A 25,123-nucleotide genomic window follows, 5' to 3' on the forward strand; every position below is an offset into this window, starting at 1 on the left:
CTGGCAGTCATTGGGGTTGGCATCATGGTTCTCTGGGCGGTGCTGTTGTTACTGATGTCCAGTAACAAAAAAGAAATGAAAGCCCGTAAACAGACAAAGGCTAAGGGAAGAGGAAAGCGTGCTGTACGCAGGAAAGGAAGGTGATACCTGTGAAGAAAATAGTTCTATCACTATGCCTGATACTGTGTGGTGTCTCTATACTTTCCGGTTGTACAAAAGATGAAGTTCTCGATCAGTATAATAATATTGTGCAGTCTACTGGTTCCATAGCGCTTACCGGAAATTTGTCCTTACAAGGCACGAAAGAAAAAGGGATTGATGATTATACCGGATGCTATACAGCCGACTATGAGGATTTTTCAGATACAGAGTATTTGTTCGGAGGAACTTCCATAAAGCGTGAAGCGGGTAAGGATTTGTCTATTGACTGCACTCTGGAGGTTTCGGAGGGTACTGCAAAAGTATTTTGGCTTTCTGGAGCTGATGAAGCAGTTACTTTGATTGAAACAACCGGAACATACAGCGATACAATCACACTTCCTGAAGGTGGAAACTATATCGGCATTGAATGTGAAAATTTCACTGGAAGCATTGAATTGAATATTGAATAACATTCTATCGGATAAAAAGAAAAACAAGTCATTATGTATGTTAGATATACGAGGGGGGACATATGGGAAAAATCTTTGTATTGTCGGTAACAGACCATGAAGAATATATACTTAACAGAATTATGGAGATTATTGCAGCCGAGCCAGGATTTGACCATATTGTGTCATTCCACCCTTGTAATACTCTTGTTTTTCCGGGATTGGAGCTTCGCCTGAAGGAGAGAACGGTACACCGAAACGGCGAGTTAATTTCTATGACCCATCGGGAATTTGCGACATTGGTATACTTGGCAAACCACCCGTCCTGGGTATTTTCTGCCGGGCAGATTTATGAAGAAGTGTGGGGTGAGGATGGTGAAAACTGCGGAACAGCCGTTGCCAGCGTCATTGGTCAGATCCGCAGAAAACTGACACCGGATATGCCGAAAGCGGGTTATATCCGTACTGTTTTGGGGAGCGGATACAAATTTGAAGTTCCGCAGGGTATAGCAGAATAGAGGGCTTTTTTAATTCAACTGCACCATACCCATGTAACTACAAAAAGATTTTATACATAGTCAGCACCGCCGCAATCGTATCGTTTGCGGCGGCGTTTTATTGTACAACATAACATTGAAACTATTGTATGTATTCGCATTTTTGCCCTTGTGCTGAAAAGTAGGCTATCCTATAATTAAAAAGAAAAATATCTGATTAGGACATTTCTGCAACATTTAATGTTTAGAATATCAGTATGATTGGAAAATTGGGAAAAGGAAGTGAGGGTCTTGAAGAAGATTTTAATTGTAGAGGACGATCAGCTTTTGAATCGGACCTTGGCATATAATCTGACCTCTGATGGATATGAGGTCATTTCTGTTTTTAATTTTGACAGCGCGGTAAGAAAGCTACGGGAAAATGAATTTGATGTGGCACTGTTGGATATTAACCTCCCCGATGGCAGCGGACTGGATCTGTGTGAAGAAATCCGGAATCGCGGTCAGCATACCTATATCATCTTTATCACAGCCAATGATAAGGAGAGCGATATGCTCAAGGGATATGAAGTCGGCGGTGCGGATTATGTGACCAAACCATTTTCTGTGACGGTGCTTTGCAAAAAAGTAGCGGCGGTTTTTGCAAATCTGGAACTGCGGACACCCCGGCATGATCTGTTTGATGATGGCTTTCTGAAAATCGACTTTTCCGAACAAAGTGCGTCCCTTGCCGGAGAATCCCTGGACTTTACACCGAAGGAATACCGCACCCTGTTCCTGTTCGTAAAGAATCCCCGGATTATTCTGACCAAGCGGCAGATTTTAGAGAAGCTGTGGGACATTGATGGGGACTTTGTGGATGAGCATACGCTGACGACGATCATCAGCCGTATCCGCAAAAAAATCGAAACAGACGAGAGGAAATATATTAAGACAGCTTATGGAATGGGCTATCAGTGGATCGGCGGTGAGCCTCGATGAAGCTGCAAAATTTATCTGTCAGGGCATTTTTGAGAAAAATTGTGGCGGGGACTCTGCTCACTGCCGCTTTGCTGCTGTTGATTTTTTTCCTGTTGACGAAAGATGTGCGTGTTGTCATCTGCGGCATTATTTTGACAGCTGCATTTTACATTTGGGGCATGGTTTTTCTGCACTATTTTCAAAAGAAACTTTCTCTGTTCACCGATGGTTTGTGCCAGACATTGGATCACATGATGGACAGTACAGACCGGCCCCAGGTAGACTATGAAGCGGAAACACTGCTGTCTCGGATCAGCCATCGTCTGGAACGGCTCTATAATGTGATGCAGAAAACCAGACATACGGCAGAGGGAGAAAAGGAAGAACTGCAATCCCTGGTATCGGATATTTCCCACCAGACCAAAACCCCCATCGCAAATTTGAAGCTAATCAACGAAACGATGCTGACAAGGCCATTGACAGAAGAAAAGCGCAAGGAGTTTTTGCAGGCCACAGGCACACAGCTGGATAAACTGGATTTTCTCATTCAGGGAATGGTGAAAACTTCCCGTCTGGAAACGGGGGTCATTACGCTGGAGAAACAAGATGCTGTGATCGGGGATACGCTGGTGAGCGCCATCAATGGTGTTTTGGCTCCGATGGAACAAAAAGAGATCAGCCTGTCGGTGGACTGCCCATCTGATCTGACAATATCCCATGACAGCCGCTGGACTTCCGAAGCATTGTTTAACATTCTGGATAATGCGGTAAAGTACACCTCTGCCGGTGGCAGCATCCAGGTAAGGGTACGGGATTGGGAAATGTATTTGAGGATAGATGTGACGGATACAGGCAGAGGCATCCCGGAACATTCTCAGGGCACGATCTTCAAACGCTTCTATCGGGATGAAGCGGTGCATGATATAGATGGGGTCGGAATCGGCTTATACCTTGCCCGTGAGATCATTACCATGCAGGGCGGCTATATTACCGTCGAGTCTAAAGTTGGGGAAGGATCAACTTTTTCCGTGTTCCTGCCCATAAAATAATTCTGAGGCAGTCTGTTTTGGCAGGCTGCCTTTTTTGAAAAATTTTTAGAGGACAATGGATTTTAGGACAATTCTGCAACATTTGGGATTTATGCTGACAGCAACATCATGAAATTGGAGGTGGCCTTATGGAAATCACAAAGACATTACTCATCAATGCAGCTTGCTTGCTGATCCCGCCGGTCGTTGTTGTTCTGCTGCTCCGGCACTTCTTTCCAAGAAAAATCAGATGGTCGGCTGGTGTGGTGGCTCTGGTAGATCTGGTGATCTTCTGGACAGATATTTCTTATTATGAGAGCGTTTGGCTGACGCTGTTTTTTGTTGTAATTCAGTTAGCAATGGTTTTGCTTATATCTATCCGGCTTTATAAAAAAGACACACGAAAATGAATTGTCCTAAAATTGAAGCAATTCACCCTAAAACTGTTGAGCCTTTGGGATATTTCTGCAACATTTGGGGGTTAGGATAACAGCGAAAGGAGTGAATGGCTATGACGTTACCATTTGAAAATGATACCCGTATCATTGTAAAGAAGTTGGCAAAACGAAACTTAAAAGCAGATAAAAGTCGAAACATCCTCATTATCATTACGATTGCCTTAGCTACCTGCTTGATAATGACAACGACCTTGTATTTTTTTGCTTCTCAGCGAAAATCATTAAATGATGCGGCTGGGCGTTATCAAGCAATTATCAATGAAGTCGATAATGATACAATTACGAAATTAGTAAATGACGATAGGGTTCAAGTGGGGGTAAGTCATTTATTGGGTTTAGTATCTTATGGGGACTACAAATTAACCGTTCGTTCAATAGATGAAATACTAATGAAATTAGCAAAATATCCTGATTTAGAGGGAAAATTGCCCAAATCTACAAATGAAATTGCTATCACAAAGGCGTTTCTTGATAGAGCTGGATTGTCCAAATCCATAGGCGATACTATATCGTTAAATCTGGGAGATGGAGAAAAAGATTATACCTTATGTGGTATTTTGCCTGTCGAAAATTCAAATTATTCCGTATTCGTGTCGCAGTCCTATATTGAAAACAAGATCAGCGAACCGGCATACTCCGCTTATATCCGTTTGAATGAATCTGATGGTTGGTCTAAGGCTGCTATACAAGCTGAATTATCAACATTGTGCAGAGAATTGGAAATACAGCCGGAGCAAATGCAGTTTTCAACATATTATTTTTCTCTCATTGAACAGAGAAGCAGTCAATATATCACTGTAATAGCATTTATCAGTCTTATTATCGCTTTGGCGTGTACCCTTGTTATTTACAGTCTGTTCTATGTGTCCATAGCCAGAAAAACAAAAGAATATGGAAAACTGCGGACAATAGGGGCAACTGGAAAACAGATGAAAAGAATCGTTTTTAGAGAGGGATTTCATCTTTCCAGAATTGCTATTCCGATTGGAATATTAGCCGGTGCAATAGCGGGATATGTCCTTGTCCCGCAAGGCTGGAACACTTTAATGGTATTTGTAATTGCCGCTGTCACAGCTCTGTTTGTGTATCTATGCGTTATGATTGCTGTAATTAAGCCAGCCAAAATTGCTGCTCATGTTACGCCTATTGAAGCAGTCCGTTATATGGCGGGCAATAATGATGTAATGTCAAACAGTACAAAAGTGTTACATCGTTCTCTATCCGCGAAAAATTTAGCGTTCCTTAATTTTGCGAGGAACAGAAAGAAAACCGCTTTAACGATCCTGTCGTTAGGGGTATGTGGAATTTTGCTGATGGCAAGCTCTGCATATTTTAATTCCATTGATCCCTTAGCGATGGCGCGTAGGAGTTTTCCTTACGGAGAAATTCGCCTTGAATTAGGCGATTACGGGCCGCAGGCACATAACAGCGAACAATATTCAGAACTCCAAAAATCGAATCTGCTTACAGAAGATTTTAGAGAATCCATTTTGGACATAGATGGTGTGGAAGAAATAAAAGAATACCAAGGCACCGTTTTGAATGTTCGTATGCCAACGGGAGATATTGAACCGATTGTTTCAGACGCATATACGCCAAGCTCTCAAAAATTGCTTGAACAATATTTGATTGATGGTACAGCGGATTTGCAGGAACTACTTAATAATAATGGCATTATTATTGAAAATGGCCCACAGTGGAAAGAAACTTTTGGGTGGGATGCCGCGATTGGGGACGAACTTCTGATTGAAGTTGGCGGACAAACATTGGAAGTAAAAGTAATGGGAATTGTGGATGCGAATATCCCGTATGGCGGATATGATACGCTATTTATTCCTTTAGAAATGCTGTCAAAGATCGTTCCTATTGATAACCTCAATTATCAATTTATTGTAGATACAGATGACAGTAAATGGGCAGCCGCAAAAGATGAAATACAAAAGATAATTCCACCGACTTCCAGCCTCTATGTTAGTACCTTGAATGATTGGGTAGAGGCATACAACGAAAAACTATTGAACTATCGTATGCCAGTCTACATTTTTATTATGTTTATTGGGGTTTTTGGCATTATCAATCTGCTAAACACACTGATAACAAACATCTTGACACGGAAGCGAGAATTGGGTGTTTTGCAAGCAGTTGGTTTGAGCAGTAAACAGCTTTCAAAAATGTTATTGATAGAGGGCCTGTTCTATACATTAGGGGTGTTGCTTCTTTCCATATCATGCGGAACTCTTATCGGGTATCTTCTCTGCACCGTCTTTAGTGCAATGAGTATTTTTGGAAAAGTAAGCTATCATTTTCCGACAGTTGAAATGTTCAGTTATTTTATACTGATGCTTGCTGTCCAAATGCTTTTCTCGTGTTTCGCAATTCGGCAGATAAAAAAACAATCTCTGGTAGATCAAATACGGGAATTGTCATAAGAATTTTTGAAATGTCCGAGCATTGTAACATTTCGCGGACATTCATGATTTACAATTATGTCCTCACCCCAAATAGGAGGCAAAGACCATGAAAAAAACGATGGTGATTTCATTTATAGCTGCTGCGATGCTATTGATACCATGTACAGCTTGTCATGTAGCAGAGAGCCACAATGAAGTACTGGCACAAGAAAACAAAGAGAACACTGTTAACGGAGGATATACCATTACAGATATTACTGACCCCGTTGAAGTTCAAAGCTACATTGAGCAGCAAGGCGGTGAATATACTGCCGATATTATGGCTGTTCATCAGGTTACATTTACCGATTATACCGCAAACGACATTACAGATCCGGCAGAAATCAAAGCCTATCTGGAAAGTCAGGGGCAAGAATATAACGAGAATATTACCGCTATTCATCAGATTACTTTCATTGACGGGGAAGCGACACCAGAGGGTTCCCTTTGCGAAGTTGAAAAATGAATTGTCCTAAAATTGAAGCAATTCACCATGGATTTTTATAGCGTTTAGGACAATTCTGCAACATTTCTCCTTTACTCTATATGCAACAAATTAAGAAAGGCAGGTAACTGTTATGAAAATTTTGCAGACAACGGATTTGAAAAAATACTACGGCACAGAGCCGAACATTACCCGCGCCCTGGATGGCGTGAACTTCTCTGTGGAGGAGGGCGAATTTGTGGCGGTGGTCGGCACTTCCGGCTCCGGTAAGTCCACCCTGCTTCACATGATGGGCGGTCTGGACACACCCACCTCCGGCAGCGTGATGGTGCGGGATAAGGAGCTGGCGAAGATGAACGATGAGCAGCTTACTATCTTCCGCCGCCGCAATATCGGCTTTATTTTCCAGAACTACAATCTGGTGCCGATCCTAAATGTCCATGAGAACATCGTCCTGCCGGTGGAGCTGGATGGGGATACGGTGGATCAGAAATTCATGGCGGATGTGGTGTCCATGCTGGGACTGGAGGATAAGCTGAAGAATATGCCAAACAACCTCTCCGGTGGCCAGCAGCAGCGTGTGGCTATCGCCCGCGCTCTGGTGTCAAAGCCCGCTATCGTCCTTGCCGATGAACCCACCGGAAACCTGGACAGCAGGACCAGCGCCGATGTGCTGGGGCTTTTGCAGAGAACAAGCCGTGAATTTAACCAGACGCTGGTAATGATCACACATAATGATGCCATTGCCCAGCTTGCAGACCGTATCGTGCGGATTGAGGATGGCAAAATCGTTGGATAAAGGAGGTGGCAGACATGACATTGCCTTTTGAAAATGATACAGGGCCGGTCATTAAAAAATTGGCGTCACGAAGTATTCAGACAGATAAGCGGCGCAACCTGTTTGTGATCGTAACGATTGCTCTGGCGGCAGCTTTGATGGCAGCGATTTTTTGTGCAGGAGCGGGAAGTGACAGAAAACTGGAGGCGGACATTCGGGGACAGTATCAGGCGGTTGTGGTGAATTGTGACCGTGATACGATTGAAAGACTGAAAGACTGCCCGGAAGTGGAACGCTGGGGCCTTTCCCAGAATTACGGTTCTGCCCGCTATGGTGACAGCGTTCTGACTGTGGAGTATGCGGATGCCAACTGGATGGAATTGGGTAAGAAGCCTTCCTTTACTGGGACACTTCCGCAGGCTGCCAATGAAATTCTGGTAGAACGGGCATTTCTTGATTATTTTGAAATCCCGGCAGAAGTCGGGCAGAGCATAGAGGTGGATTTGGGAAACGGAAAGCAGACCTATACCGTCAGCGGTATCATGGATGTGGAGAATGACTCCCGTATGTTCCAGCTTTATGTATCTGAAGCATTTGTGGAGGAGATGGCGCAGGGAGAGCCGCTGTTTGAATTTCGGCTTCGTTATACTGGTGCTGATAGTATGGAGCTGGAGCAGCTCAAGGCGGATATTGCAGCATTCCTTTCTGCCAACGATGTCTCAGAGGATCAGATTTTTTACAGTTCCAACTATTTCGATATGCAGGGCTTTAAGTCCGGCGTGATGAAATATTACATTCCCGTGGCAATCCTTTTGCTGGTTGCCTGTGCCGTGGTCATTTACAGTATCTTTTTCATTTCCGTAAAGGGCAAAATGCGGGAATATGGACGCCTGAAAGTGATTGGCACAACACCAAAACAGATCCGGCGGATCGTGCGGCGGGAGGGATTGCTGTTATCTCTTTGCGGTATCCCGCTGGGGCTTTTGGTTGGAGGGGCCATCGGGTTTGCCATTTTCCCGGCACATTGGAGCTGGATGGGCAATCTGCCTTATCTGGCTGCGACCGCAGCAGCCTGCGCCCTGACGGTATTTCTGTCCATTCATGCGCCTGTCCGCATGGCGGCGAGGGTATCCCCAATCGAAGCGGTCCGCTCCAGTGGTTATGAAACGGCAACAGACCGGAAAGATCAGAAAAACCACCGCATTACGCCGTTCTCTATGGCACAGATGAACTTTAGGCGGAGCAGGAAAAAGACGGTCATCACTCTGGTATCTTTGGGATTGACGGGTGTGTTTTTGGTAACAGCCGCTACGGTACTTAACTCCATCAGTCCCGAAAAGATGGCGATAGAAGCCATGGGAGATCACTGTAACTATGAGGTCAGCTGGATGGATTCGGGAGGCGCGGAAGGATTGCCTGCCATCGCACGGGAAAATCCATTGACAGAAGAACTTCGTCAGGAGCTTCTTGCCATAGATGGTGTGGAATCTATCACCAGCCATGAAGTAACATCCGTAACGGTGAAACTCCCCCAGGAAAGTGTTGCATTAAAGTTCCCTGTGTTTGACAGAGAGCAGATGGAACAGTGGCTGCCGGAGGAAAATCTGGAACAGGGCAGCGCAGATTATGAGGAGCTTGCCGCGAACAACGGTGTGGTCGTGACTGATTCGGAAGATCATCTTTTAAGTATGTTTTATGGCTATACGCCTGCTGTCGGGGATGTGCTGACCTTTGAATCCATGGACGGTAAGACCATAGAAGTAACGGTCATGGGGATTGCGAAACCGTCAGTGACATCGGGCACCGGCGCATGGGGCCTGTTTACCCTTACAGAAGAACTGGCCGATCAGCTCTACCCGGACATTGAGAACAGAGAGGCTGTTTGGAATGTCCATACATCGGAGGACTCGGATGCGCTCAGGGCGTCTATTTTCAGCCTGCTGGAAAATCCGGTGCTGACGGTCTTTTCCAGAGCAGACCATGCGGCATCCCTGGAATCGCAGCTAAAGATGATGACCCGCGGTGTTTATCTGCTGCTGGCGTTCCTGTTTGTGTTCTCCATGGTAAATCTGGTCAACACCCTGATGACCAATCTGCTGGCAAGGCAGCAGGAGCTTGGGATTTTGCAGTCTGTGGGAATGACCGGAAAGCAGGTTTCCCGTATGCTGATTGCAGAATGCCTGTGGTACGCAGGGGTTACGGTATTTTTGTCGGTTGGCATTGGCGGGATACTGGGCTGGATCTTTGACTATGTGATCAGCAGTTTTAATATTTTCGGGGAACTGTCCTATCAATTCCCTTTGATGGAAACGGTTGTTTTTGTTCTGGCACTTTTGGTCGTGACCGGAATCTTCTCTGTGGTTGCTGTCCGTTACTCTAAACGGCTTTCCCTTGTAGAGCGGATCAAGACCATGGACTAACCAGAGGCGGCGGCTTCCGATGTGAAGCCGCCGCTTTGCTGACAGCAGAAATATAAGACTTAAAGGAGATGATCAAAATGACAGTACCATTTGAGAATGATACAGGAAATATTGTCAGGAAACTGGCAAGAAAAAGTTTGAAAAGTGAGAAGCGTCGGAATCTCATGGTGGTGATCGCCGTTGCGCTGGCATCCTGTCTGATTTGTTTTTCGATTGTGATGGCTTTGTCTACCCGGCAGATAGAGAAAAATCATGTGGAGGATACCTATGAGGCGGTCTATACCAGGATTACCGAAGAAGATGTGTCCACCCTGAAGGGGCTGGATGACTTCTCAAGGGTAGGAGAGTATTATATGCTGGCTGTGGAACCTGCGGAGCAGGGATACAATGCCTCCTATATTTATTGTGATGAGGAAACGATGTATATTGCCCGTGACCAGATGAAGTTGCTGGAAGGCCGACTGCCCCAAAAGGAGGATGAGGTGGTGGTGAGCCGTTATTTCCTTTCCAACTATGGTGCAGACGCCGGGATAGGTGAAAAGGTTATGCTAAGCAGCGAGAGCTTTCACGGAGAATACACGGTGACTGGCATTCTGGAAGGCTATAAGGAAAAAGAGGTAAATGGCACCTCCATCCTTCTTTCCAAAGAAGCCCTGAAGGGATGGAGCGGCTACGACCCCGCTGATTATCGTGCCTATGTGCATTTTAAGAATGAGCAGCAGATGGATGAAACAGAATTGACTGCCCGTAGCCGGGAGATTGCCAAGGAATATCAGCTGGAAATGCCGGTCATGAACCTCAGCTATATGAAATTCTATAAGCAGCCGGTGAATGTCAGTATGCTTGCGCTGGTTGCCGGAATCGCAGTCCTGGTCATCATCGGAGGGTATGTTGTGATACAAAGTATCTTCCGAATCTCGATCAATGACAAAATTCAAAGCTATGGACAGCTGCGGACCATCGGCACAACGCCAAAGCAGATCCGGAGTATTGTCAAAAAGGAAGGCCGTTTCTTAGGATGGGCTGGTATCGGAATCGGTATTTTGCTGGGATGTGCAGCCGGGTTTGCGCTGTTTTCCCGTGGGTTTCATTTGCCGTTTTATGCTGCTGCGGTTGTTTTGACTGCGCTGCTTGGCAGGTTTATGGTATCCATTGCGATCCGCAGACCGGTAAAGATTGCCGCTGGTATCTCCCCGATTGAAGCGGTCCGCTTTACCGGCAGTCAGAGCGGAAATGCCCACACCCATAAGAAGAATATGCGGTTAAATCCCCTCTCCATGGGAATTGCAAATTTCAGGCGTGACCGTAAAAAGACCATCAGCATCGTGGCTTCCCTAAGTCTGGGCGGGGTGATCCTTTTGGTGACAGCCTCTATTCTTCTGGTTCGTTCGCCGGAGCGGATCGCAAGGCAGTTTTTCCCGGATGGGGATTATAAAATCTATATGAACTCTGAAAAAACAGAATATGAGGTAATGTCGGAGGGAAATCCTTTGAATGAAGCGCTTCGGCAGGAGGTGCTGGCTGTGGACGGCGTGACAGATGTGATCGAGAATCGTCAGGCGGTTCATGTGCGGTTTGAGAATGAGGAGAGTTCTTCCGGCGGAATGTGCGATCTGTTGAGTGATAGAAACAGGGATCAGATGGAAGCGGCGCTTGTGTCCGGAACTTTACCTCAAGATTCCCATAGTATTGCACTGGATATGGAATATGCAGAAGATATGATTGGTGTAGATGTGGGGTCAGTTATAAAACTTACCATAGGGGATCAAGAGATTCCTGTCACTGTTTCCGGTCTGTTCCTAAACGACGGGCTTAAAAATGGTCATGGTCCTCTGGCATTGGACAGCACCTGCATGGTTGCAACCAAAGAGCTGTTTCAGGAAGCAATGCCCATGATCGATTGCTTTGATTATTCTTGGAGCATTGTCAGTGATCCCCAAAAGGCAGAGCAGATTGAAAACAGTCTGAGCGCGATCATTTCTTCTGATCCCGACCTTGCACTGGACACCATTGGGATACATAAGGATTATGAGGAAATGGAAAACCGGGTCGTTTTTGGAGGGCTTCAGGCACTGTCCTGGCTGGTATTCCTCTTTGGCGTGGTCAACCTCATCAATACCACCCTCTCCAACCAGATGTCCAGAAAGCGGGAAAACAGTGTCTTTCGTGCCATTGGTCTGACCAGAAAACAGCTTTGTCAAATGACCATTTATGAAGGGATCTGCTATGCGTTTTTTGCTGCATTGGCAACCCTGGCAGCGGGCCTCCCGATTGCAGTGATTGCTGCCCGGAAATTCAGTGAAATGACTTTCCATGGAGTCATCATGCCATATTCCTTCCCCTTCCTGCAAATGGGGCTGTTCGTTCTGGTGCTGTTTGGTCTGGAGGTTATTCTGTCCTTCTGGACAATGCGCAGGCAGAAAAATCAATCGCTTGTGGAAGAAATGCGAGCGATGGAATAAGCATATAGGATCGGCGGGGCGGCAGTGCGCTGCCCCGCTTTTTCTATTATCATTTTAATAAATTAAAATCAGGGGTGGATATATGAAAAAGATACTGTTGATTGACGATAGTGATACCTATATATGGAATCTGAGAAAGTATTTACAGCGCCGGGGCTATTCAGTGAAAACGGCTTCCACTTTGAATGAAGCGCGGGCCGCCATCCAAGAGGAAATGCCGCTGGTGGTCTGCTGTGATCTTGACCTGCCGGACAGTTCCGGCATGGACTTTCTAGACGAGGTGCGGGCCGCAGACAAGGAGCTGCCTTTTATTCTGGCGTCCTGCCATGACAAGGACGACTACGAACAAGAGGCTATGCGCCGGGGCGCGACGCTGTGCATGGACAAAATGAAAGGGCAGTTGGTGCAAGATAAGCTGGTGGAATACGCCTACCGGCAGTTATCCGGCGAAAAGGCCCCGACTTTTCACAAGCTGCTCTTTGTCCATGCGGAAGATACCAGTGCCAGAGTGCTGCGGGCGGCTATGCTGCAAAAGGGCTTTGACCTGATTCTGGTTTCCTCGATTGGGGAGGCCAAGCGCCGGATTTTTGAGGATAAGGAAATTGAACTGATCCTGTGCGATCTGGAACTGCCGGACGGCACAGCAATGGAGCTGTTTCATACGCTGCGGCGGGTGGCGGGGATGTTCCAAATGAAGAATCCCCCTGTCCGGCTTCTGCCGTTCTTTATCCTCACCGAGAACAACGACCTTGCCACGGAATATGAATACCGGCATGAGGGCGTGAACGACTATATCACCGCCCCGGTGAATATCCCGGAGCTGATCCGGCGGGTTCTGTTCTTTGTGGAATGAAATCATTATACATATAAAAATATGTCTTTATGTCTTTGTAGTGGACAGGATAGACGCTTTTTTATGAGAAATTGGTCAGGACAGTAAATTTATTGTCCCGACCAATTTTTGCTATTATGAACTTTTCTTAAACTATATTGCTTTTTGAAACTCTGTGTGTTATACTGTTATACACAACAGCATAACAGTTAAAACACACGGAGGATGCAGCAATGAAACTGATTATTTCAAATGTATCTGGCGTCCCCATATACGAGCAGATTAAGCAGCAGATCAAGGCGGCTATTTTATCCGGCGAGCTTCAAGCCGAAGAAACTTTGCCCTCCCTTAGAACACTTGCCAAAGATTTAAAGATCAGCGTCTTAACAGTGACAAAGGCATACACAGAATTAGAGCAAGAGGGTTTTGTTAAAAATGTGCAGGGGCGCGGATGTTTCGTAATGGGTTCTGGTTCAGAACTGATTAAGGAGCAGCTCATTTGCAAAGTAGAAAACAATCTCACCGAAGCAATAAAAGCTGCAAGAATGGCAAATCTATCCACAGAGGAATTACATCGCCTTTTGGACATTTTAACGGAGGTAAAAACAGATGACTAATTATTTAGAGGTAACGAACCTTTCAAAATCTTTTGATTTTTTCCAGCTTCACAATATCAGCTTTACTTTGCCAAAGGGATATATTATGGGCTTGATCGGCCCGAATGGTTCAGGCAAAACCACGACAATCAAACTGATTTTGAATATGCTCAAGCGCACCGGCGGCACAGTCAAAGTGATGGGGCTGGATAATATCGCAGAAGAACAAAAAGTAAAATCAGAGCTTGGCGTTGTTTTCGATACAAATTATTTCAGTGATGATTGGAAAGTGTCGCAGGTTGAAAAATCCATTTCGGTATTTTATCCAAATTGGGACAGCCAGAAATTTGCGGATATGTTACGGAAATTTCACATTGTACCAACCAAAAAGGTAAAAGAACTTTCCAAAGGTATGCAGATGAAGTTAATGCTTGCCTGTGCGTTTTCATACGATGCCAAACTGCTGATCCTCGACGAGCCGACCAGCGGACTTGATCCGGTTTCCAGAGACGAACTTTTGAAAATTCTTTCAGAGTATATTGAAGATGGCGAGCATAGCGTTTTGTTCTCCACCCATATCACAGGCGATTTGGAGCGTGCGGCTGATTATATTACCTACATCAGTTATGGCGAGTTATTCTATACTGGCAGCAAAGATGATTTTGTGGATATGTTCCGCATTGTAAAAGGTGGAATTGAGGAACTGTCCGATGATCTGAAAAATAAGGCGGCTGGTATTCGTACATTCCCTACGGGATTTGAGGCACTGATGAAAACCGAAGATATTAACGGTTTCTCCAACCTGACTATTGAGCCTGCCACCATTGATGAAATTGTAGTGTTTACAAGCAAGAAAGGTGACGATTATGAGTAATATTTTGAAATCCACAAAATTAGATATTGCATTGGTAAAACCATATTTTAAGACAATTTGCTTTACCCTGCTTCTGCCGATTGTGTTTGCCGCAATCAATCGTTCTTTACTGACAGGGGTATCATTTGCCATGTGCTTTATTGCCATGACGACAGGATATACCTTTTCCATCACAGAGAAAAACAGCATGGATCGGCTGTTTGGTATTTTACCTGTTCGTAAAAGCGAGCTTGTGATCGGACGCTATGTTTTCGTCCTTGCCATGGGACTTCTTTCCCTGATTATTTCTTTGATTGCACAGCCGCTTGTCTTGAAAGTGCTGGGTGAAACAGTTGGCGTATTTGACATTGTGACTGCCGCTATTGCAGGAGTATTCTTATTTGCACTCTATACCGTGTTCCAGATTCCAGGATATTACAAGTACGGCTCAATCAAAGGACGGGTATTTATGTATATTCCAGTGGCCGGTTTTTTGGTGACTTTACTTCTTCTCTCGAAAATGCCAGCTATCGGGAACTCAATTATTTCAAGCGTTGAATCTTCTCCGATACTTCCTGTTTTGATTGTGTTTTTTTCTATTGTCGCGATGTATGCGGTTTCTATCATCTTGTCCATTCGGATTATGAAGAAGAAAGAAATGTGAGGTGATTGTATGGATTTCACAATTTTGGCAGTTGTGCTTTTGATTGGTGTTGGCGTTCCTATCCGTAATAAACTCATACGGAAATATCGGGATAAGAAGCAAGATGAAAAGAAAAATATGCCAGAGTAATTTATAAATAGCAGCACCGGAGAGTGGAGTTAGTATTTCCTTTCCGGTGCTGATTTTACATTTAGGACAATTCTGAAACATTTTTTATACTGGAGGTAGCAAGTCGTTATATCATAAAGCTTGGAGTTCTGTTATGTTTTGGATCGTTATTGACTTCTATTACGGTTAGTGATATATTTATTACAGTAACCGTAATAAGGAGGCAGGTGTTATGCGGGACAATGCGAAAGGTGGTGCGCTCACAGAGGTGACATTCTTTATTTTGCTCTCCCTTTATACCCCGAAACATGGATATGCTGTCATGCAATTTATTGAAGATAGTACAAAAGGGCGGCTCACGCTGGGGGCAGGTACTTTATATGGTGCGTTGAACTCGTTGCAGGAAAAAGGCTGGATTGCGCCTTTTGGAGATAGTGCGGGACGAAAAAAAGAATATCTCATTACAACACAAGGAAAAGAAATTGCAGAAAAGGAACTGATAAGGCTCAATGAACTTGTAGGAGTGGCCAATGGAATTATTGGAGGTGCAGTATGAGCAAAAAGTGTTATCGTTTCTTTGGCGGTTTGTTGACTGCCCAGGAACATTGGCTGAATAAAATGTCTGAAAAGGGCTATCGTCTGATTCGGGCGGAAAAAATGTTGTATGAATTTGAGGCGTGTAAACCGGATCAGGTAAAATACTGCGTGGAGTTTATCGCGCAAAAATCGAAAGCCAACGCGTCCGATTATCATGAGTTTTTAGAGGGGATGGGTTACAAAGTATTTTATAAAAACATCAACTTGAACTACTCTGTTGGTAAAGTACGCCTACGGCCATGGGCTGAAAAAGGCGGACGCATAGCAACAAATGCCACCACCTTTAATCGGGAACTGTTGATCGTAGAAAAAGATAATGACGGTAAGCCGTTTGAACTTCATACTTCTTATGAGGACAAGGAAAACTATTACAGAAATCTGCGAAATCCGTGGTTGCTGATATTGCTCATGTTCGCAATATTTGCGGTTGTAAATCGCTCGGTAGTTTTTGGTGTGCTTGCCCTGGTTTCTCTGATTCCTGTTCTCGTATATCAAACCCAGGTGATGCAGAACAAACGCGAAGGTAAGACAAAAGAATGGTGAGGTATTTATATCATGAATGAACGAGAAAAAACGATCCGATTATGGTTTGATATGTGGCTCAATCAGCAGGATATGGGCATTGATGATATTTTTACAGAAGATGTGATCTATACAGAAAGCTGGAGTCCCCAGTATAACAACCGAAAAACAGTAAAGCATTGGTTTCAGGAATGGAATACCCGTGGCAAGGTAGTTATTTGGGAAATCAAGCAATTTTTTCATAAGGGAGATCAAACGATTGTAGAGTGGTATTTCAAAAATGAAATGAACAATGGAAGTATAGAGGAATTTGACGGCATTTCTTTGGTTGAATGGACAGAGGACAATAAAATAAAGGCATTAAAAGAATTTGGGTGTAATCGCAATACCTATAATCCATACAAGGAAGGCGATACCCCTCAATTCAAAGCAGAAAAAGCGAATTGGTTTTGAATTGAGTGCTTATGGAGGTAAAAACATGATGTATCGGACAGAATTAGTAGAAGGAATTACCGTGGAAAATGTAATAGAGAAAATCAATGCAAAAATAGAAGAAATGGAAAAGGAAAGCTATCGACTTGTTACGATGTCTTTTTGGGGAACCGAAAGAGCTGTACTGGTTTTCAAAAAAGGGTTAAAGGGTAGTTTGCTTTAACATATATACTTGACTTATTCGAATGTCAATGGGAGAATGAGCAACTGCATATCGTATTTTTTTTACGGAGGCTGATATGAAAGAAAAAATATTGATAATAGAAGATGATCCGTTGATACGGAATGAATTGAAAACGCTGCTGCAAAGCAACGGCTATAAAACGGTGGCTCCGGAGGATTTTTCCGATGTGATCGATCAGATCAAAGCTGAGCAGCCACACTTGATTATACTGGACATCAAGCTACCGGGGACCAGTGGCTTTTCTCTCTGCACCGAGATTCGCACATTTTCCGAAGTGCCAATCATCTTTGTGACAAGCTGCAACACGGATATGGACGAGCTGAATAGCATCATGCTGGGTGGAGACGCTTTTATCACGAAGCCCTATAACACAGCAATCCTGCTTGCGAAAATTGCTTCTCTGCTGAAGAAAGCCTATCCCGCACAGCAACGGGAGCAGATCGTCTATGGAGATGCGGTGCTGCATCTGGAATCCAGCAGTTTGGACTATAATGGACGGAGCGTAGAACTTACTAAGAACGAATTGAAAATTCTCTATTACCTGTTCAGGAACGGTGGAAAAATCTGTTCTCGTGGAGATATGATTGAGTATTTGTGGGACAATCAGTTATATGTGGATGACAATGCTTTGAGCGTCAATATCAACCGCATCCGGGAAAAACTTGTGGGCATCGGCCTGACGGATTTTATTAAGACAAAGCACCGACAGGGGTACACGATATGAACAGCAGACGATATTGGAAAAACAGGCTGCCATTTCTGCTGACGAACCTTGTTTGTATGGCTGCACTCACTGTATTTCTGCTGGTGTGCGGAAATTCGGTTTCCGCAGTATTATTGATCCTGATCGTATGGGCATTGGTTTTGCTGACAGGACTTATCCTCACTTACTGGAAACGAAAGCGGCAGATGAAAAAACTTCTGGATATGGCGGAGCAGCTCTCCGAGAGATACCTTATTTCCGAAGTGATGGAGCTGCCGGAACAGGCTGAGGATCAGGTTTACTATCAGCTTTTGAAAATGGCTGGAAAATCCATGTTGGAGCAGATCGGGGAGGTCGAGCGGGAACGCCTGGAGTACAAGGAATACATTGAACAATGGATTCACGAAATCAAAACGCCCATTACTGCCATGAAACTTCTATGTGAAAACCATCGGATGGACTGGACAAAAGAACTTCTGCTGGAACTGGAAAAGACCAACCGCTTTACCGAACAGGCTCTTTATTATGCCCGCAGTGAGCATACAGAGAAAGATTATTCTGTCCGGGAAATGGCACTGTCCCAAGTGGTGCATCAGGCGATTGCAGATAATAAATATCTGCTGCTCCAAAGTGGTATGCGTCTGGAAGTGGAGGAAATGCAGGACACGGTTTATTCAGATGAAAAGTGGGTGCGCTTTATTCTGAACCAACTGATTGCCAATGCGGTCAAGTATCGTACGGAACAGCCGGTTCTCCGCATTTCTACTCATAAACGGCAGGATCAGGTTGTTCTTGTCGTGGAGGACAATGGAATCGGGATTGCTGCGTCCGATCTGCCCCGTATCTTTGAAAAGGGATTTACCGGTCAGAATGGTCGTATGGTCCAGCAGTCCACAGGCATTGGCCTGTACCTATGCAAACGGCTTTGTGAAAAGCTGGGCATTGGCATTACGGCGGAGTCGTCGGAACATGGCACAGCAATTTCCCTTTCTTTTCATATTAACTGTTTGATTCATGAAGTGCAGAGCTGAGAACCGTTCTGCACTTCTTACATTTTTGTTAGAACTTTGTAAGAAAACTTGATACAAACGAAGCCGCTCTTATTTTACAATAGAGATCAGAGGTGATAACAATGAAAGAAATTTTGAAACTGGATCATATCCAAAAATATTACGGAAATGGCGGGAATGTTACAAAAGCAATTCAGGACATCAGCTTTTCCGTTCAAGAGGGAGAATTTGTAGGAATCATGGGAGCATCCGGTTCCGGCAAGACCACCCTGCTCAACTGTATTTCCACCATTGATATGGTCAGTGCGGGACATATCTATCTGGATGGAACCGATGTGACGGAAATCAATGAAAAACAGATTGCCCGGTTTCGCCGGGAAAATCTTGGATTTGTGTTCCAGGATTTTAACCTGCTGGACACACTGACCATTTCGGAAAACATAGCCCTGGCGCTGACCATCAACAAGGTTCCCGCAGGCGAGATTGATGGGCGGGTGCGGGAAATGGCCGGAAAGCTGAATATCACGGATATTCTGGATAAGTACCCCTATCAGGTGTCCGGCGGCCAGAAGCAGCGGTGCGCCTGTGCCAGAGCCATTATCAACCAGCCTAAGCTGATTTTGGCGGATGAACCCACCGGTGCGTTAGACAGTCACTCGTCCCAGATGCTGCTTTCTACGATTCAGAGTATCAACGAAGATCTCGGAGCCACGATCCTGATGGTGACACACGACGCTTTCTCGGCAAGCTACGCCAATCGCATTCTCTTTTTGAGGGATGGCGCGATCTTCACAGAAATCCGTAAGGGTGGTGATTCCCGCAGGACTTTCTTTGAAAAAATCCTGGATGTCCTCACCATGATGGGAGGAGGGGTGAGTGATGTACGCTAAATTGGCATTCCGTAATATCCGCAGAAGCCTGCGGGATTATATCATTTACTTTGTGACGCTTACCTTGACTGCGGCATTGATGTACTCATTTTTGGCATTGGGCTTTTCATCAGATGTTCTTGCTATGGCAGAGAATATGTCGATGCTGACTACTGGAATTCTGCTTATGTCAGCTCTGGTTGCTTTTATGTCCTCGTTTGTGATCGGTTATGCGATCCGCTTTATGCTAGGACGACGGAAAAAGGAGTTTGCAACCTACGAATTGATTGGCATGGAAGCAAAGACAGTACGGAATTTGTTCCTTGCTGAAAACAGTATCATCGGCACTGGGGCCTTTCTGCTTGGTTCTTTGGTTGGCACAGGGCTTTCCGGATTGCTGAATCAGGTGGTAAAAAATATCTTTGAGGTGCCGCATACCTATCAGGTTTCCTTTTCTCTCCAGGCATGGGCAGTAACATTTTTGTTTTTTGCCTTGATGTATGGTTTTGGGATGTTTCGGGCGGCAAAGATTATCCGGCATCAGAAAGTAATCGATCTGCTGTATGATAACCGCAAGAATGAAGAATACCGTTTCAAATCATTCTGCCATAGTCTTTTGGTAGTATTGCTTTCAATAGCCGCAATGGTTGCAGGCGTGATTTTGCTTGGGCGGATGCTTCAGACACAAACCAATGAAGCATTTTTGTACCTTGGCGGAGCCTGCTTGCTCATTCTGGTGGGTGTTTACGAGCTGCATCGCCAGATACCTCTTTTGCTGCACCGATTTGCAAAACAAAATTTGCGCCATAAGTACAAAGAAGAAAATCTGTTCTTCCTGGGGCAGATTGGGCGGCGCATCCATTCTGCTGGCCGGACAATGGCTGTGGTGGCAATCCTGTTGACCATATCCCTGGCAACCATGTTTGTGGGGCTTACCATGGGGGCAGGCTACAAAGCCAATATGAAAGCCTATTATCCCTATGATGCAGGCGTAGCGATTGATGCACCTTTGGAAAAATCCAGCATGGATTCCATCGTTTCCTTTACAGAGGAGCATTGTGGAGTCGAGGATTCTGTGAGCTATTATCTGTATGCGGTTCCTGAAAAATCTATCGAAGCCTTGTCCTTGTCCGACTATAACCACCTGCGTGAAATCCTGGGGCTTTCTCCTGTTGTCATGGGCAACAACGAATTTTTGGTTCATTGTGATACATGGAACTATATGGACGGAATCCGGCAGGGCTTGAAGCAGCAGCCGGAGATCACATTAAATGGTCGAACCTTGACTATTGCAGTGACACCAATCCTGACGGAGCCGATGGAGCAGTATCAAATGGCCGGAACGAAGGGATATGTACTTGTTCTGCCGGATGAAGCAGCTTCACAATTAGTCGGAGAAAAAATCCGTCTGGCGATGAAACTGGAAGATGGCGGATACCCGGAATTGAAAAGCGACTTGAAGCAATTCCTGAACAGTGGGAAATGGCAGCCGGAATTGCAGTCAGGTCAACAGCTCCCGGAAAAAGTAACGATGGGTGTTACAGTAAGGGCGTGGGGCGTTGCCAATTCGCTGACTGGATTTACAGCCATTTCGTTCTGCGGATTGTATTTAAGCATTATTTTTATCATTCTATCCTGCTCGGTTCTTGCATTTGAGCAGCTGTCTGCCATAGACAAAAACCAGAAGAATTATGCAGTCATTGACCTTTTGGGTGTACCGGGCCGCAGGCAGGCTTCCCTGATCCGCAGGGAACTGTCCACAGTCTTTTTGATCCCACTGCTATTCCCCCTTTTGCTGACGGTTCTGCTGATTGCAGGGGCACAGTTCTTTTTCGGAGAGGCAATTTTGCAGCAGGGACTTGTACCTCTTTATGGTCTGGTGACGATTCTGCTATTCTGTGCAATCTACCTGACCTATTTTGGTGCAACAATGTTCTTATTCAAACGGGTTATTCTTCGGCCTGAAATGAGATAAAAATTGAATTGCTACAAAAATGAAGCAATTCCGCCTGTTTTCTTGCCGAAAAAGAAAGCGGTTAGGAGATTTCTGCAACATTTGGCCTTTATCATAGAGTAATAAATTAGAAATGCTGATACCTTACACTATGCAAAGGAGTGGATTACTATGGCAAACAAAGAAAAGCGCTTTGAAACAATCTATACACAGGGAACTTCCTTGAGTATTGTTGTAGACACCGAAACAGGTGTAAACTACCTTGTCCATGATACGGGGATTACCCCTTTGCTGGATAAAAACGGAACAGTCGTTATTACTGAAATAAACAAGTAAACTTTATATTGGTTGCAGGGTATCAGCATTCTAATTACGAATAAGGGAGGGACATATGGGAAAAATCTTTGTATTGTCGGTAACAGACCATGAAGAATACATACTTAGCAGAATTATGGAGATTATTGCAGCCGAGCCAGGATTTGACCATATTGTGTCATCTCACCCTTGTAATACTCTTGTTTTTCCGGGATTGGAGCTTCGCCTGAAGGAGAGAACGGTACACCGAAACGGCGAGTTAATTTCTATGACCCATCGGGAATTTGCGACATTGGTATACTTGGCAAACCACCCGTCCTGGGTATTTTCTGCTGGGCAGATTTATGAAGAAGTGTGGGGTGAGGATGGTGAAAACTGCGGAACAGCCGTTGCCAGCGTCATTGGTCAGATCCGCAGAAAACTGACTCCGGATATGCCGAAAGCGGGTTATATCCGTACTGTTTTGGGGAGCGGATACAAATTTGAAGTTCCGCAAGGTATGGCAGAATAGAACAATCAAATATATATTAGCTGCGCACATTATGAAGCAGCCAAAAGCGGGAAACCTTTATGATGGGTCTCCTGCTTTTTGTTTTCATAAAAATAGTGTGTGATTGTTGAGAATAGGCGTCATATAGGCGTAAAGGATATGTATAAAGTAAAAAGGAGGCATTACATATGCTTATTGGCGTTGATCATGGCAACAAACAAATTAAAACGGTTCATTGCAACCCCTTTGTGTCCGGTCTGAAGCAGAGTGTCACCCGTCCCTTTGGACAGAATGTGCTGAGGTATCAGAATACCTACTATACGCTGTCTACTGAGCGGATTCCTTATCGGAAAGATAAAACGGAGGATGATCGCTTCTTTATCCTGACCCTATTTGCTCTGGCTGGTGAGATTGAAGCGAGGGGAGCATATTCCTCAGAGGTTCAGCGTATCCAACTGGCGGTAGGGTTGCCGCCGGCACACTTTGGCGCCCAGGTGGAGCGGTTTACACAATACTTTGGGCAGCGGGGAATGGTAGAATTTGAGGTGCAGGGCAAGCCGTATTCCATCTATATTGAAGATGTGGCCTGCTTTCCACAGGCATATGCAGCGGCGGCCACCATGCTTCACACGCTTGTTGAAGAGCCAAAGGCGGTAATTTTGGATATTGGTGGGTTTACTGCTGATTATCTGCTGATGAAAAACGGAGAGATTGACCTTACCTCCTGTGATTCGTTAGAAAATGGCGTGATCCTGTTGTACAATAAGGTGCGTTCCAAGGTGAATTCGGAGCTGGATCTGTTGTTGGATGAAGGAGATGTGGATGCCATACTGATGGGAAAAAAGACTCAATATCCGGATGCAGCCATACGGCTGACAGAACAGATGGCGCAGGAATTTATCAATGACCTGTTCAGCACGTTGCGGGAGCGAATGTTGGACTTGCAGTATTGCAAGGTAGTATTTGTAGGCGGTGGCGCCATTCTTTTGAAACGGCAGATCGAAACTTCGGGCAAGGTGGGAACGCCATTCTTCGTACCGAAAATCAATGCAAATGCGGATGGCTATGAGTATCTGTACCGGATTGAAACAGCAGGCAGGTGATGGTATGGGCGAGAAAAAAGAACGGGGACGGTTTACACTGCGCTTTAATGAGGGAGATCCTATACACGAGACTGCCATTGGATTACTGGAGCTGCAGAGTCCCCGCACAAAAGCACAGTATGTGGCAAATGCAGTGGTTTACTATAATGAGCACTTTGGGCAGGAGCCGCAGCCGCTAAATGCTTCGGTCATCAGCAAAGAAGCGGTGGTGGCTATCGTCAAAGAGATTTTGCGGCAGGAAGGGATGGGACGGGAAAAGGTAGAAGAGCAGATTCATCCAGTCAGAACAGAGAAGAAGCCAGTAGCGCCTATGGTTGTTTCGGATGCACAGGAGGCGGGGGATGAGACTGAAATGGACGATAGAACACGCAGTCTGATTGCCAGCGCTTTATCTGCATTCCGCAGCAGAGGATAATCAAAAGAGGCATGGGAGCCAGTGATGCTCCTATGCCTCTTCCTGTATGGCCGCGATAAAGCTGTCTAAAATATCTTCAAAATGCCTGTATTGCTTGGGCGTTAGTGTGGAAATCTTCGCCATGAGAAGGGAGGAATCTGTTTCTGTGATGATGCCTCGCAACAAGTACTCGGTGCTGATGTTGAGTGCATCACAGACTTTGAGGATTGTTTCAGGCCGCATAGCCTTTTGTCCCAGTTCTGCGGTGGAGATGGTCTGTGGTGTGACATGAGCCAGCTCTGCCAGAGTTTCCTGGGTCATATTCAGTTGTTTCCTCCGGTCGAAGATCCGTTTACCCATATCTTTTAGTAGATTATCCATGCGTCACCTCCATGCCATAGTTACATTTTATCCGCTATGACATGGATTATTAAGCGGTTATGGTTGATTTATCTCGTCTATGGCAAGTATAATAGACGAAGATGGATGCCGGGAAAGGAGAACCATATGAACAGTTTTTCGTGTGTGATTACAGGCCATAGGCCGACTCGTTTCAAGTTCAAATATAACGAAAAGGACAAGCGCTGCCAGCGGATCAAAAAGTGTCTGCAGGAGCAGCTTATACGGCTTTATAATCAGGGAGTACGATGCTTTTGGGCTGGGGGAGCAATGGGAGCTGATATGTGGGCGTCAGAGATCCTGTTGCACATGAAAGAACAGACGGCGTATCAAGATGTGGAATTGTGTCTGGCTCTCCCCTTTGAGGGATATGATGCAGATTGGGATGACTGGCACAGAAAGAGAATGAAGTTTATTCGTAAATATGCAGCGAAGGTTTTAATCCTGGGTGAAATGCCATCAAGTGAGAATTATAAAAAACGCAATTACTTTATGGTGGATCAGGTCGGCTGTATGGTGGCTGTTTATGATAATGTAAACAATATGCGATCCGGAACTCAGCAGACTGTTAACTATGCCAAAAAGAAAGGACTCCAAATCATTTATATCCATCCGGATACGGCACAGGTAACGACAGAAGATGCAACTTTATGGAAATAATAAAGGAATAGCTCCAAAGCGGAAAAATGCAGTGACCGTTTTAGAGCTTGTTTTGTCATATAATGTCGAATGATTTTCTCTTTCCTCGAAGGATATTCCAATGCTACTCCAAAAGTTTCCGAAAACTGTCAGTTACACTGTAATTATGGCAGTGATCCCAAAAATCAATGAAAATTCGGTAAGCGGAGGTGGGGGTATGAGATCAGTACGATACCCAATGAAAATCGGAAGTACAGGGCGGTCTTTATCCTGATGATGGGGATAAAGGCCGCCTCCTGTTTTCATATAGA

The 25,123-nt window shown here is 45.0% G+C and carries 28 protein-coding genes; 27 read left to right on the plus strand and 1 reads right to left on the minus strand.

From position 1 onward, the window contains the following. The first annotated feature begins 149 nt into the window (after positions 1–149). The 26 genes from GKG34_RS07450 to GKG34_RS07570 all read left to right on the plus strand — a co-directional run bounded on the left by GKG34_RS07450 (position 150) and on the right by GKG34_RS07570 (position 23,795). On the plus strand, positions 150–611 hold the full coding sequence (locus GKG34_RS07450; protein WP_215692174.1) for a hypothetical protein: 462 nt from the start codon (positions 150–152) through the stop codon (positions 609–611). A gap of 62 nt (positions 612–673) precedes the next feature. Next, entirely contained in the window at positions 674–1,108 is a 435-nt protein-coding gene (locus tag GKG34_RS07455; RefSeq protein ID WP_154255912.1) for a winged helix-turn-helix domain-containing protein, read from the plus strand. A gap of 270 nt (positions 1,109–1,378) precedes the next feature. Then, complete coding sequence (locus GKG34_RS07460; protein ID WP_039959333.1) at positions 1,379–2,068, plus strand: response regulator transcription factor; 690 nt, start codon at positions 1,379–1,381, stop codon at positions 2,066–2,068. Continuing rightward, entirely contained in the window at positions 2,065–3,096 is a 1,032-nt protein-coding gene (locus GKG34_RS07465) for a HAMP domain-containing sensor histidine kinase (protein WP_154255913.1), read from the plus strand. The genes GKG34_RS07460 and GKG34_RS07465 overlap by 4 nt, the downstream gene beginning before the upstream one ends. A 128-nt stretch (positions 3,097–3,224) precedes the next feature. Then, entirely contained in the window at positions 3,225–3,485 is a 261-nt protein-coding gene (locus GKG34_RS07470) for a hypothetical protein (RefSeq protein ID WP_025532026.1), read from the plus strand. Positions 3,486–3,586: 101 nt separating this feature from the next. After that, the gene (locus GKG34_RS07475) at positions 3,587–5,962 is read left to right on the plus strand and encodes an ABC transporter permease (protein ID WP_158580898.1); all 2,376 of its coding nucleotides are present in this window, start codon (positions 3,587–3,589) and stop codon (positions 5,960–5,962) included. Positions 5,963–6,050: 88 nt separating this feature from the next. Beyond that, the gene (locus GKG34_RS07480; RefSeq protein ID WP_118646858.1) at positions 6,051–6,449 is read left to right on the plus strand and encodes a hypothetical protein; all 399 of its coding nucleotides are present in this window, start codon (positions 6,051–6,053) and stop codon (positions 6,447–6,449) included. Between the two features lie 112 nt (positions 6,450–6,561). Next, positions 6,562–7,227, plus strand: a complete 666-nt coding sequence (locus GKG34_RS07485; RefSeq protein WP_003501940.1) for an ABC transporter ATP-binding protein — start codon at positions 6,562–6,564, stop codon at positions 7,225–7,227. 14 nt (positions 7,228–7,241) lie between these two features. Next, the gene (locus GKG34_RS07490) at positions 7,242–9,626 is read left to right on the plus strand and encodes an ABC transporter permease (protein WP_154255914.1); all 2,385 of its coding nucleotides are present in this window, start codon (positions 7,242–7,244) and stop codon (positions 9,624–9,626) included. 77 nt (positions 9,627–9,703) lie between these two features. After that, positions 9,704–12,088, plus strand: a complete 2,385-nt coding sequence (locus GKG34_RS07495; RefSeq protein ID WP_154255915.1) for an ABC transporter permease — start codon at positions 9,704–9,706, stop codon at positions 12,086–12,088. An 82-nt stretch (positions 12,089–12,170) separates the two neighbouring features. After that, entirely contained in the window at positions 12,171–12,941 is a 771-nt protein-coding gene (locus GKG34_RS07500) for a response regulator (RefSeq protein ID WP_154255916.1), read from the plus strand. A gap of 212 nt (positions 12,942–13,153) precedes the next feature. Next, positions 13,154–13,537 carry a GntR family transcriptional regulator gene (locus tag GKG34_RS07505; RefSeq protein ID WP_002578893.1) on the plus strand — a complete coding sequence of 128 codons (384 nt, stop codon included), beginning with the start codon at positions 13,154–13,156 and terminating at the stop codon, positions 13,535–13,537. Further along, positions 13,530–14,390, plus strand: coding sequence for an ABC transporter ATP-binding protein (locus tag GKG34_RS07510; protein ID WP_025532019.1), 861 nt, complete (start codon positions 13,530–13,532; stop codon positions 14,388–14,390). Before GKG34_RS07505 ends, GKG34_RS07510 begins: the two co-directional genes overlap by 8 nt. Further along, a complete protein-coding gene (locus tag GKG34_RS07515; protein ID WP_025532018.1) occupies positions 14,383–15,033 on the plus strand; it encodes an ABC-2 transporter permease in 651 nt (216 codons plus the stop codon). The genes GKG34_RS07510 and GKG34_RS07515 overlap by 8 nt, the downstream gene beginning before the upstream one ends. Positions 15,034–15,373: 340 nt before the next feature. Continuing rightward, a complete protein-coding gene (locus tag GKG34_RS07520) occupies positions 15,374–15,697 on the plus strand; it encodes a PadR family transcriptional regulator (protein WP_004841007.1) in 324 nt (107 codons plus the stop codon). Beyond that, on the plus strand, positions 15,694–16,281 hold the full coding sequence (locus GKG34_RS07525; RefSeq protein ID WP_154255917.1) for a DUF2812 domain-containing protein: 588 nt from the start codon (positions 15,694–15,696) through the stop codon (positions 16,279–16,281). Before GKG34_RS07520 ends, GKG34_RS07525 begins: the two co-directional genes overlap by 4 nt. A gap of 12 nt (positions 16,282–16,293) precedes the next feature. Next, positions 16,294–16,713: a nuclear transport factor 2 family protein gene (locus tag GKG34_RS07530; protein ID WP_154255918.1), complete on the plus strand. Its 420-nt coding sequence runs from the start codon at positions 16,294–16,296 to the stop codon at positions 16,711–16,713. A gap of 25 nt (positions 16,714–16,738) precedes the next feature. After that, on the plus strand, positions 16,739–16,915 hold the full coding sequence (locus GKG34_RS15665) for a hypothetical protein (RefSeq protein WP_173015232.1): 177 nt from the start codon (positions 16,739–16,741) through the stop codon (positions 16,913–16,915). Positions 16,916–16,991: 76 nt separating this feature from the next. Further along, positions 16,992–17,660, plus strand: coding sequence for a response regulator transcription factor (locus tag GKG34_RS07535; RefSeq protein WP_154255919.1), 669 nt, complete (start codon positions 16,992–16,994; stop codon positions 17,658–17,660). After that, positions 17,657–18,670, plus strand: coding sequence for a sensor histidine kinase (locus GKG34_RS07540; RefSeq protein WP_118555911.1), 1,014 nt, complete (start codon positions 17,657–17,659; stop codon positions 18,668–18,670). The genes GKG34_RS07535 and GKG34_RS07540 overlap by 4 nt, the downstream gene beginning before the upstream one ends. Before the next feature lie 101 nt (positions 18,671–18,771). Beyond that, a complete protein-coding gene (locus GKG34_RS07545) occupies positions 18,772–19,539 on the plus strand; it encodes an ABC transporter ATP-binding protein (RefSeq protein ID WP_154255920.1) in 768 nt (255 codons plus the stop codon). Continuing rightward, positions 19,529–21,493 (plus strand): ABC transporter permease, encoded by a 1,965-nt coding sequence (locus tag GKG34_RS07550; RefSeq protein WP_154255921.1) that lies wholly within the window; start codon positions 19,529–19,531, stop codon positions 21,491–21,493. The genes GKG34_RS07545 and GKG34_RS07550 overlap by 11 nt, the downstream gene beginning before the upstream one ends. A gap of 150 nt (positions 21,494–21,643) precedes the next feature. Then, positions 21,644–21,808: a DUF6440 family protein gene (locus GKG34_RS07555; protein WP_117497604.1), complete on the plus strand. Its 165-nt coding sequence runs from the start codon at positions 21,644–21,646 to the stop codon at positions 21,806–21,808. A 55-nt stretch (positions 21,809–21,863) separates the two neighbouring features. Then, positions 21,864–22,298: a winged helix-turn-helix domain-containing protein gene (locus tag GKG34_RS07560; RefSeq protein ID WP_029465871.1), complete on the plus strand. Its 435-nt coding sequence runs from the start codon at positions 21,864–21,866 to the stop codon at positions 22,296–22,298. A gap of 167 nt (positions 22,299–22,465) precedes the next feature. Next, positions 22,466–23,380, plus strand: coding sequence for a ParM/StbA family protein (locus GKG34_RS07565; protein ID WP_118638070.1), 915 nt, complete (start codon positions 22,466–22,468; stop codon positions 23,378–23,380). A gap of 4 nt (positions 23,381–23,384) precedes the next feature. Continuing rightward, on the plus strand, positions 23,385–23,795 hold the full coding sequence (locus tag GKG34_RS07570; RefSeq protein WP_154255922.1) for a hypothetical protein: 411 nt from the start codon (positions 23,385–23,387) through the stop codon (positions 23,793–23,795). 30 nt (positions 23,796–23,825) lie between these two features. Here the strand turns inward: GKG34_RS07570 and GKG34_RS07575 are convergent, their stop codons facing one another. Then, the gene (locus tag GKG34_RS07575) at positions 23,826–24,155 is read right to left on the minus strand and encodes a helix-turn-helix transcriptional regulator (RefSeq protein WP_154255923.1); all 330 of its coding nucleotides are present in this window, start codon (positions 24,153–24,155) and stop codon (positions 23,826–23,828) included. A gap of 126 nt (positions 24,156–24,281) precedes the next feature. Here GKG34_RS07575 and GKG34_RS07580 point away from each other — a divergent pair, with 126 nt between their 5' ends. Continuing rightward, positions 24,282–24,833, plus strand: a complete 552-nt coding sequence (locus tag GKG34_RS07580; RefSeq protein WP_243139226.1) for an SLOG family protein — start codon at positions 24,282–24,284, stop codon at positions 24,831–24,833. The last annotated feature ends 290 nt before the right edge of the window (positions 24,834–25,123 follow it).

It is taken from the genome of Faecalibacterium sp. BIOML-A4, from assembly GCF_009679665.1.
Taxonomy (GTDB): domain Bacteria; phylum Bacillota; class Clostridia; order Oscillospirales; family Ruminococcaceae; genus Faecalibacterium; species Faecalibacterium taiwanense.